At 46.4% G+C, this 10089-nt stretch carries 9 protein-coding genes; all 9 read left to right on the top strand.

All coding sequences use genetic code 11. The annotated features are described in order from the left end of the window. The first annotated feature begins 483 nt into the window (after nucleotides 1–483). The 9 genes from LRL21_RS40430 (at nucleotide 484) to LRL21_RS40390 (ending at nucleotide 9984) form a co-directional block, all read left to right on the top strand. Nucleotides 484–708: a DUF896 domain-containing protein gene (locus LRL21_RS40430; RefSeq protein WP_240421458.1), complete on the top strand. Its 225-nt coding sequence runs from the start codon at nucleotides 484–486 to the stop codon at nucleotides 706–708. Nucleotides 709–870: 162 nt separating this feature from the next. Further along, nucleotides 871–1434: an NADPH-dependent FMN reductase gene (locus LRL21_RS40425; RefSeq protein WP_240421457.1), complete on the top strand. Its 564-nt coding sequence runs from the start codon at nucleotides 871–873 to the stop codon at nucleotides 1432–1434. Nucleotides 1435–1472: 38 nt separating this feature from the next. Beyond that, the gene (locus tag LRL21_RS40420; RefSeq protein ID WP_240421456.1) at nucleotides 1473–2474 is read left to right on the top strand and encodes a type I glyceraldehyde-3-phosphate dehydrogenase; all 1002 of its coding nucleotides are present in this window, start codon (nucleotides 1473–1475) and stop codon (nucleotides 2472–2474) included. A gap of 650 nt (nucleotides 2475–3124) precedes the next feature. Continuing rightward, complete coding sequence (rpoN, locus tag LRL21_RS40415; RefSeq protein WP_240421465.1) at nucleotides 3125–4444, top strand: RNA polymerase factor sigma-54; 1320 nt, start codon at nucleotides 3125–3127, stop codon at nucleotides 4442–4444. Nucleotides 4445–4481: 37 nt separating this feature from the next. Further along, the gene (locus LRL21_RS40410; protein ID WP_338044755.1) at nucleotides 4482–6170 is read left to right on the top strand and encodes a sigma 54-interacting transcriptional regulator; all 1689 of its coding nucleotides are present in this window, start codon (nucleotides 4482–4484) and stop codon (nucleotides 6168–6170) included. A 115-nt stretch (nucleotides 6171–6285) separates the two neighbouring features. Further along, entirely contained in the window at nucleotides 6286–6510 is a 225-nt protein-coding gene (locus LRL21_RS40405) for a hypothetical protein (RefSeq protein ID WP_240421455.1), read from the top strand. After that, nucleotides 6494–7927: an aldehyde dehydrogenase family protein gene (locus LRL21_RS40400; RefSeq protein ID WP_240421454.1), complete on the top strand. Its 1434-nt coding sequence runs from the start codon at nucleotides 6494–6496 to the stop codon at nucleotides 7925–7927. The genes LRL21_RS40405 and LRL21_RS40400 overlap by 17 nt, the downstream gene beginning before the upstream one ends. Before the next feature lie 12 nt (nucleotides 7928–7939). Then, nucleotides 7940–8788 (top strand): AhlS family quorum-quenching N-acyl homoserine lactonase, encoded by an 849-nt coding sequence (ahlS, locus tag LRL21_RS40395; protein ID WP_240421453.1) that lies wholly within the window; start codon nucleotides 7940–7942, stop codon nucleotides 8786–8788. 14 nt (nucleotides 8789–8802) lie between these two features. After that, complete coding sequence (locus LRL21_RS40390) at nucleotides 8803–9984, top strand: iron-containing alcohol dehydrogenase (protein ID WP_240421452.1); 1182 nt, start codon at nucleotides 8803–8805, stop codon at nucleotides 9982–9984. Nucleotides 9985–10089 lie beyond the last annotated feature (105 nt).

Here is a 10089-nt window from a genome sequence, read left to right as displayed (position 1 = left end):
GAATAGACAGGATCGTGGTAGACTTTTTCATGGAGTCGCCACCTTTCGGGAGTTTGTAGGGGTACAAACATTTTACCGATTTGGCGGCTCTTTTTCTACCATTTTGTGGTTATTCAACAGGTCTGATTTGAAGTAATTCTTTGCCGTAAGTTCTAAATTTGAAGCATTACTTTGCCGCGAGTAATGTATAGTAGAAAATTCGACTTGGCTCGAACGGGCAGGATAGTTCAATCAATTCGCGAATATCACATATATGTTTTTTTCAAAGTACTTTAATATGACGTTTTATTTAAATAGCTCAAGATCAACCTGTTCAATGAGAGGTGATTTTATGGATGATAATATTATGAATCTTCTTTCTTCGTTATGCTGGGTCCGTCCTCAGGAAGGACAAGCTATTGACATTTATCTTAAAATCGTATATCTTTAAAATAAGACAAATGATTTTAAGATATTTCAGACGACTTCAAGGAGGTAATGAGAATGATTCCAATTTTGAACCGTATTAATGAACTGAGCAGAATTGAGCGCAGTTCAGGTTTATCTGATACTGAGAAAGCGGAACAAGCAGCGCTTCGGACGCAGTATTTACAGATTTTACGCGGGCAACTATTAACAACGCTTCTGAACGTGTCTGTTATGGATGAATATGGGAACGATGTTACGCCTAAAAGGCTTATTGATAAAAAAGCAGCTAATGATCAATAATTTTTGTCATATATCTTAAATTTAAGAATATGTAAATTAAGATAGTTTTGCCAGTTGGCAACCAGCCAGGTTAATAGCCGTGGCACCTAAACTAATGTTTTCCCACGCATAGTAAGGAAAGTATTGTATGATTATATGAGAATGAATTCTGGAGGTTGGCTGATGTCAAAAAAAATAGGGATTATTGTAGGAAGTTTGAGGGAAAGCTCTTTTAATCAAATGATTGCGAATTCGATTCCAGAACTTGTAGATTCCGCGGAATATGAATTCATATCGATTGCTAATCTTCCCCTCTATAACGCGGATTTGGATCATGAAGAAGGGCCAGATCCAGTTAAGCATTATCGCGAGGCGATTCAAAAGACGGATGGTATTCTCATTGTTAGCCCGGAGTACAACTCAGGTATACCGGGAGTACTAAAAAATGCATTGGACTGGGCATCGACACCTACCAAAACAGCCGTCTTAATTCATAAGCCTGCAGGTGTGATAGGCGCAACACCTGGCGCAAAAGGGACGATTCTTTCGCAGCAGCAAATCAGGCAAACGTTGGATGCCACCCAGTCCTATGTGATGCCGGCTCAAAAAATGTATATTTCTCAAATCACGGACAAGATTGATTTCAATACTCGTAAGCTCACGGATGATACGACTCGCAAATATTTGCAGCGTTATGTTCAATCATTTTTGCAATGGATTAACCAGGTAGAACGGCTTAATGAGTAGTAAGGATAATAACTAATCTAATATATATGGAGGCTATTATGGGTAAAATTGCGCTTTTTGGATTTGGACGTATCGGAAGACAGCTCCTTCGGGCGGCGTTGCAACAAAATTTGTTTGTCCCCTTTTCCATCTCGGATATTAAAGACGAAGCTACGCTTGCCGCACTTTTTGAAGTGGATACAAATTACAAGCGTTGGCATGAGAAAGTAGCTGCTCAAAAAGGCGCAATCGTAATCGGCGACCGGGAGATACGTTATTTGAATTCGGCCGCTGAATTGCCCAATTGGGGTGAATTAGGCGTTGAATTGGTCATTGATTGCACCGGAGGAGCCGTTACGCGCTCAGTAGCTGAACTGCATTTGGAGCGAGGCGCCAAAAGGGTGCTTGTCAGCGGTCCGAGCAAAACCTTAGAAGATTGCGACGCAGTACTTCTTAAAGGAATTAACTTAGAAAGCTTCGATCCGGAAAAGCATAAAATCATTAGCATGGCGAGTTGCACGACCAATGCGCTTGCACCGGTAGTCAAATTGGTCAGAGAAAACTATGGCATTCAATACGGATTATTCTCCACGGTACACTCGTATACGAACACGCAATCGTTGACGGATCAGCCGATGAAGGACCGGAGGGATTCATGGGCAGCTGCCGAGAACATCATTCCGTCATCTTCAGGTGCAGCCAAAGCTCTGAAATTCATTTGGAATGACCTGCAAATCACAGGCAAAGCCTACCGGATTCCGACCCGTACCGGGAGCATCGCAGAACTTAATTTGATAACGGAAAAACGATGCACCGTTCAAGAGATTAACGATATGTTTCGAGAAGCTGCGAGAGAAGGCGAATTAGAGGGCGTTCTTGATGTTTTGGAAGGGGAATGGGCCTCGTCCCGTATCGTAGCTGATCCCCATTCTTCGATTATTGATTTGCCTTTAACCCAAGTACAAGGTGAACTATTGTCTGTCGCTACTTGGTACGACAACGAATGGGGTTATGCTTCACGGTTGGCTGAGGTAGCCTCTTATCTTGTTGCAAAATCATAAGCTAGACGATTGATAATGAATTGGATGCATCTTAGAGTGTATGAGCGAAGCCAAAGGCGACAGCCAATACATTCTAAGATGCATCTTTTCTCGTCATACAGGGTCGTGGATACGGCTGAGCTCTTGTTTCCTTTCTTGTAAATTGTTGGGTGACAAGAACATAGAGCTCCCATGAAAATTAAATCTAAGTAACTTTAAAAAGGCAACAGTAAAGAAGACGCGGCTCATCCATTTTTTTGAAAAAGGCGCAGCGCCTGAAATAGAGATTAGGGTAACACTGAAAAGTTAAGTAATGGACACTAAATAACCTAAGTTTCCAGTCTTCGAGCTGCGTACTTTACAATAATTTTGGAAGCAATACTTTGCCGCGGGTACTTTGAAGCATTTCCTTGCCGCAGCGGCAAAGATATACTTCAAGCCTCAGTATTCGTTGGCAGCTCCTTTTCCATATCATCACAAACATCCAAGCGTCCAATATGGAGGAATCCGTTGGAAATGCAGGAAAAATAGCACTAGGCCAGTTAACTTCTCAGACCCTCCATAGTGGTGTAAGATTAGATTATCGTGCAGCCTTGGTTTCATATAGCATAGCGGAATACCAGTAATGATGAGCAGGTCTGCACACGATTTCAAAAAGACAGGTGATCGATATGCTATATCTGAACCCGAGTATAACTCAGACGCAAAATTTGAAATTGAACACGATGCTGATGCAGAGCATGCATATGCTGCAAATGTCTTCGACAGAGCTAGTGGACTATTTGGAGGAGCAGACTATACACAATCCGCTGTTGGAGGTTGCTTTTCATCCTGGATTGCCTCAGTCAAGGAGGAAAGCGCTCTCCTCAAAACCTTCGATGGAAGTAGACAGCTACGATGATCCACTGCTTAAGGTGGTCAGCAAGCAGGATGAATCGCTTGAGATGATGCTGCTTAGCCAGCTTCACCTCAGTCCAATTCCGCAAAAGTATATGGATATTGCCGAGTTTATTGCCGGCAGTCTCAATGATGACGGGTATTTGACGATAAGCTTGGAAGAAATAAGTGCCTACTTAGGACGATCTGTGGAGGATACAGAAGAAGCGTTGAGCTATGTGCAAGCTTTGGAGCCAGCCGGTGTCGGGGCCAGGTCATTGCAGGAATGCTTGCTGATTCAAATTAACAGAGACCCTGATGCCTTGGAGCAGGCTGCACGTATAACTAGCGAGTATTTGCAGGAGGTAGCAGCAGGGAAGCATCGAACGATAGCAGACCAATTGGGAATTTCCCAGGACCAAGTCAAAAAAACGATTCAGTACATCAAAACATTGAATCCACGGCCCGGCCTTGTCTACAGCACTTTTACGGCATCTCCAATCGAGCCGGATGCGGTCATTTACAAAAATGGGGATCAATACACAGTGGTGATTAATGAGGCGTGTTACCCTCAGGTGCACATGAATGATTACTATAGGCAGCTTAAAAAGGAAACCACCTGTAAGCAAACCAAAACGTTCATAGGCCAATATGCGCCATCTATTCAATGGTTAATTCGTAGTCTGGAGCAAAGAAAAGCGACTATAAGCAGAGTAGTCCTGGCAGTTATGGAAGAGCAGCGGCTCTTTTTGGAAAAAGGCCCGAAGTATGTAAAACCACTCATTATGAAAGCGATATCAGAACAATTAAACCTCGATATATCTACCGTCAGCCGGACGGTTAAAAATAAGTATGTGCAAACGCCGCGTGGTGTGTATCCCTTAAAGTATTTCTTTTCCAGTAAATTGGAATTAAGTGGGCAGGAACCGGCATCCGCACAAAGCATTAAAGCCCAAATCATGCAACTTGTGAAGGAGGAGGACAAGCGGAATCCTTTATCCGATCAGCAAATTACCGATAGGCTGGTTCAGCAGGGCTTGCAGATTTCAAGAAGAACGGTGATGAAATACAGGGAAGCGCTGCATATTTTGTCATCTCGATTAAGATCCTCATAGTATTCGTGGTTCTAATAAGGAAGGAGGTTCGTCTAACGTGCCATATGAATCGGTTACCGCTAATTTATGGGAAAATATTATTGCCTCCATGCACAATGGCGTCATCGTCGTGAATTCAGATAATCAGATTTCATTGATGAATGAATCCGCTCAAAAGCTGCTGTCTGTTCAGAACGGGGACTGGAAGGGACAAAGTATCAAGACGCTGATCCCCAACTCCCGAATGCATGAAGTGCTGGAGGGCGGAGAAAGCTCTATTGGAGAAAAGATGGTGATTTCGGGTCGGGCCTGCATGGTCAACCGGACACCGCTATACGAAAATGGGGACAGGGTTGGAGCCATTGCTGTCATTCAGGACATATCGGAGATGGATCATTACCGAAACCTGCTGAAGCAAATGGAATCGATTATCGAATTCTCGACTGACGGCATCTATGTTGTAGATCGGGAAGGCGTGACGATGCAGGTTAATACGGCTTATGAAGAAATCACCGGTTACCGGAGGGACGAATTGATCGGCCGGCGCATGGTCGATTTAATGTCGGAAGGGTATTTCGATCAGTCGGTCTCCTTGCTGGTGCTGGAGAGGAAGCAGCGAATTTCCATCATTCAACGAATCGGCGGCAAAAAAGATGTGATCGTGACGGGCAATCCTGTTTTTGATGAGCAGGGGGATCTGGAGATGATCGTTACCAGTGTTCGTGATATTACCCATCTTAACGATTTGAGAATGGAATTGGAGAAAGCGCACACGTTCTCACAGATGCAGAACAATCGGTATACGATCAAGAGCGGGGAAACCGAGCAGAGCATTATTTTTCGCAGTCCGCAAATCAAGAAGGTGTATGAGCACATTCAGCAGGTGGCTCCCTATCCGACTAGCATCCTGTTATATGGCCCATCCGGTACGGGGAAAGAGGTGATGGCAAATCTGGTGCACGATCTTAGTGAACGCAGAGAGAAGCCTTTTATCAAAATCAACTGTGGTGCTATTCCCGAGCAGCTGCTCGAATCGGAGTTATTTGGTTATGAAGCGGGTGCGTTTTCAGGGGCAAGTCGGAACGGAAAGATCGGATTGCTGGAGCTTGCGGATCAAGGTACAGTCATGCTCGATGAAATCGCGGAGCTTCCATTGGCTCTTCAGGTAAAGCTGCTGAGGGTGCTTCAGGAAAGGCAAATGCGGCGTATAGGGGGAACGAAATGGCGTCATTTGGACATACGAATCGTCGCGGCTACGAATCAGGACCTCAGAAATCTGATCAAAAGCGGAAAGTTCCGGGAGGATCTGTTTTACCGTTTGGCCGTTGTGGAAATTGCGATCCCTTCTTTAGCGGAGCGACACGAGGATATTGAGCCGTTAATGGATCATTATTTTACTTATTTTTGTCGTCAATACCGGATAAATAAACAGATGTCCGAAGAAACCAAGGATATTTTGATCCAATATCATTGGCCAGGGAATGTCAGGGAATTGAGGAATTTGGTCGAAAATATGATCGTTTCGGTTCCATCCACAATGATTGAGCCGGTTCACCTGCCGCCGCATATTCGGGATCAAGGCCAGTTCGACCCATTCTCCTCATTAAAAGAGCGTGTTCAGCAATTTGAGCGGAGATTGATCCATGAAGTCATTGAGAATAACAGCTCGTTGAGAAAAGCTGCCGAGCAGCTGGGTATTGATCATTCAACGCTTTTGAAAAAAATGCAGCGATGGGATAAGGGATAATAAATCTGATAGGTGTGGGTGGTGAATTATTTCCGCAGAGCGGTGATAAGATTCACCACCTTTTTATTATACAAGGGAAGGTGAAGAGCAGGACTTGGATATGCTACTGTTAACGATGAAACGTACCTATGAAACACGTTGCCAGCGAGAAAGCGCAGCTCTGAATTTGGGCAGGGATACGTTGATGTTCAGAGGTATTGGTGATTTTTTTCACCATGAGTTCTTATGTGCAGGATTTATTGTAAGGAAAGATAGCTTTTTTGGGATTGGCACGGTTTTTGCATATATATTTAATTGTATCCGAAGTGAAGGAGGTACTGCATTTGGAAGTGGAAACTAAAGGAATTTTTATCAATGGGAAATGGAAAGTGACAGAACGCACTTATGTATTGCGTGCTCCTTATGATGGCAAGGTACTGGCGCACATTAGCAAGGCCGATGTGGAGGATGTTCAGGAGGCGATAGGAGGGGCGCACCGAGCATTTCAAACGATGCGTAAGATGCCTGCCCACCAGCGCTCCGATATTTTGTCCAAGGTCGTGGAGCAATTAAAGGAAAGAAGAGAAGAAGCTGCACAATTGCTGTCGCTCGAAGCAGGCAAGCCGATTCGTACCGCAAGAGCGGAGATTGGTCGTACTATAACGACTTACCAGTTTGCCGCGGAGGAAGCCAAACGCATTTATGGGGAAACCATCCCGATGGATGCAGCTCCTGGTGGAGAAGGGCGACTTGGTTTTACTTGGAGAGAGCCTCTGGGTACGGTTGTCGCGATTTGTCCATTTAATTTCCCGTTTAACCTCGTGTCTCACAAGGTGGGCCCAGCGATAGCCGCAGGCAATACCGTTGTCCTGAAGCCAGCCGAACAGACACCGCTCAGCGCATTGTTGATTGCCGAGCTGTTCCAGAAGGCCGGATTGCCGGACGGAGCTTTGCAGGTCGTAACGGGAAGCGGCAGGGAAATCGGCGATGCTCTGGTGGAGGATGCGCGTGTTAAAAAAATTACGTTCACAGGAAGCTCAGAGGTAGGCAAGCAGATTAAAGCGAAGGCTGGACTGCGCAGAGTTACGCTGGAGCTTGGTTCCAATTCGGGGCTTATTGTTGAACCGGACGCATTGATCGAAGCAATCATTCCAAGATGTGTCGAAGGAGCGTTCGCATTCGCCGGGCAAGTGTGTATATCGCTGCAGCGTATTTATGTCCATGAATCGGTTTATAGCGAATTTGCGGAGCGTTTTATCGCTCAAACCGGACAGCTGCGGGTCGGCGACCCAACCGATGAGCAGACGGATATCAGTGCTATGATCCATGAAAGGGATATGGAACGGATTGATTCCTGGGTGCAGGAGGCGGTAGCGGCAGGGGCTACAATTGGTTGTGGAGGCCGACGTGAACATTCGATTTATTTACCGACGGTTCTGCTGGACGTCAAACCGGATATGTCGGTTTCGTGCAAGGAGGTTTTTGCTCCGGTCGTATCCATCGTCCCTTACAGAAGTCTGGATGAAGCCATCGAAATGGTTAATGATTCGGTTTATGGTCTGAATGTAGGTATTTATACGAAGGATCTTGAAAAGGCCTTCCATGCCGCTCGCGAGATTCAAGCCGGTGGTGTCATTGTCAACGATATCCCGACATTCCGGGTCGATCATATGCCTTACGGCGGTGTGAAAGAGAGTGGTTATGGACGTGAAGGCGTCAAATATGCGGTTCAAGAGATGACGGATTTAAAGTTTGTTTCGATCAAAACCCAATTATAGGAGGAATTATACATGTCGAATATGATTAAAGCGCGCCCTAAGCTGTATGTGATGGATAACGGTCGGATGAGTATGGACAAAAACTGGATGATCGCGATGCACAATCCGGCTACGCTCAATAATCCGAACGCGCCGACGCAGTTCGTAGAGTTTCCGATTTATACGGTTCTTATCGATCATCCGGCAGGCAAAATCTTGTTCGACACTTCCTGCAACCCTAACTCGATGGGGATTGAGGGGCGCTGGACAGAATCGACACAGCAAACGTTCCCGTGGGTAGCGAGCGAGGAGTGTTACCTGCATAACCGACTGGAGCAGCTAAAGGTAAAACCGGAGGAAATCAAGTTCGTTATTGCCTCTCACCTGCATCTGGATCATGCCGGTTGCCTGGAGATGTTCACGAATGCAACGATCATTGTTCATGAGGACGAGTTGAATGGAACCCTTCAATCCTATGCACGCAACCAAAAGGAAGGCGCTTACATTTGGGCGGATATCGATGCGTGGATTAAGAATCATTTGCATTGGAAAACGATCAAACGGGGAGAGGACAATCTGGAACTGGCCGAAGGCATAAAAATTCTTAATTTTGGCAGCGGCCATGCGTGGGGAATGCTCGGTTTGCATATCGAAATGCCGGAAACAGGCGGCATTATTCTCGCCTCCGATGCTATTTACACCGCAGAGAGCTATGGGCCTCCGGTGAAGCCTCCAGGGATCATCTACGATTCAATCGGATACAGAAATGCCGTTGAGAAAATTAGAACGATAGCGGAAAGAACGAATTCGCAAGTATGGTTCGGCCATGATCCTGATCAATTCAAGCAATTCCGCAAATCAACCGAAGGCTATTACGAATAAAGGAGGCGTCATCTATGAGCTTGTCCAAACTGGTCTATACGCCGCTTAACTACATGGGATGGGGGTCATTGGAGCAGCTATGGCCGGAGGTGGCGAGATACGCGCCATCGCGAATTTTACTAATTACCGATGCTATTCTGGAGAAATTGGGAATGATTGAGCCTATCTCTTCCAAGCTCAGGCAGCAGGGCTATGAGGTCGTTGTATATACGGATGTAGTTCCCGAGCCGCCGCTTGAGGTTGGCGAGAAGCTGGTTGCCTATACGCGGGAAGGGAATTTTGAACTGGTCATTGGCGTTGGAGGTGGCAGTGCATTGGATTTGGCCAAGCTGGCCGCCGTGTTAGCCACGCATGAGGGCAAGGTTGCCGAATATTTGAATTTGACGGGAACGAAGAAGCTGCAGCATAAAGGGCTGCCTAAAATCCTGATTCCGACTACCTCAGGAACAGGCTCGGAGGTGACCAACATTGCGGTGCTTTCGCTGGAAACGACCAAGGATGTCGTCACGCATGATTATTTGATGGCGGATGTGGCTATCGTCGATCCGCAGCTGACCCTTTCGGTTCCTTCGCGTGTGACTGCGGCAACGGGCGTGGACGCACTCACTCATGCGATTGAAGCGTATATCTCGGTCAATGCGAACCCGATCACAGATGGACTGGCGCTGCAGGCGATCCGCCTGATTAGCGGCTCACTTAGAAAGGCGGTCAAAGACGGTCAGGATCAACAAGCGCGCATCGATATGAGCTACGGAAGCAATATGGCGGGGATCGCCTTTTTCACTGCAGGCGTAGCCGGTGTTCACGCGCTGGCCTATCCGCTTGGCGGTCAGTTCCATGTCTCACATGGGGAATCCAATGCTGTGCTGCTGCCTTATGTAATGGGCTATATCCGCAGCAGCTGCACGAAACGGATGGCCGACATTTTGCAAGCACTGGGCGGGTATGCCAGCTACTTGTCGGAGGAGGAGGCCTCGCGTAAATGTGTAGATGAGCTGGAGCGACTCGTAAGTGATGTCGGCATCCCGAACACACTGCGTGGGTTCAATATTCCTGAAAGCGCTTTGGAGAGTTTGACGGAAGACGGAGTTAAGCAGAAGAGACTGCTGGCCCGAAGTCCTCTTCCACTTCTTAAAGAAGATATCCGTACGATTTATCAATCGGCCTTTGATGGAGTCATCACTGAGCCAGCATGACCATGAATATGATAAACGTAGATGAGCCGGTCTTCCCTTTTTGGGATGGCCGGTTTTTTGTTTAAATCTTATATGCGCAAATCCGTATTCGATTTCCATGTGATG

It is taken from the genome of Paenibacillus periandrae (assembly GCF_022458865.1).
GTDB classification, from domain to species: domain Bacteria; phylum Bacillota; class Bacilli; order Paenibacillales; family NBRC-103111; genus Paenibacillus_S; species Paenibacillus_S periandrae.
The sequence above is the reverse complement of the archived record's forward strand: the minus strand, read 5'-3'. Positions and strand labels throughout refer to the sequence as shown.

Excerpts from the sequence above, each read along its gene's own strand:
- LRL21_RS40430 (WP_240421458.1), top strand. The coding sequence starts at position 484 with ATGATTCCAATTTTGAACCGTATTAATGAACTGAGCAGAATTGAGCGC.
- LRL21_RS40425 (WP_240421457.1), top strand. The coding sequence starts at position 871 with ATGTCAAAAAAAATAGGGATTATTGTAGGAAGTTTGAGGGAAAGCTCT.
- LRL21_RS40420 (WP_240421456.1), top strand. The coding sequence starts at position 1,473 with ATGGGTAAAATTGCGCTTTTTGGATTTGGACGTATCGGAAGACAGCTC.
- rpoN (WP_240421465.1), top strand. The coding sequence starts at position 3,125 with ATGCTATATCTGAACCCGAGTATAACTCAGACGCAAAATTTGAAATTG.
- LRL21_RS40405 (WP_240421455.1), top strand. The coding sequence starts at position 6,286 with ATGAAACGTACCTATGAAACACGTTGCCAGCGAGAAAGCGCAGCTCTG.
- ahlS (WP_240421453.1), top strand. The coding sequence starts at position 7,940 with ATGTCGAATATGATTAAAGCGCGCCCTAAGCTGTATGTGATGGATAAC.
- LRL21_RS40390 (WP_240421452.1), top strand. The coding sequence starts at position 8,803 with ATGAGCTTGTCCAAACTGGTCTATACGCCGCTTAACTACATGGGATGG.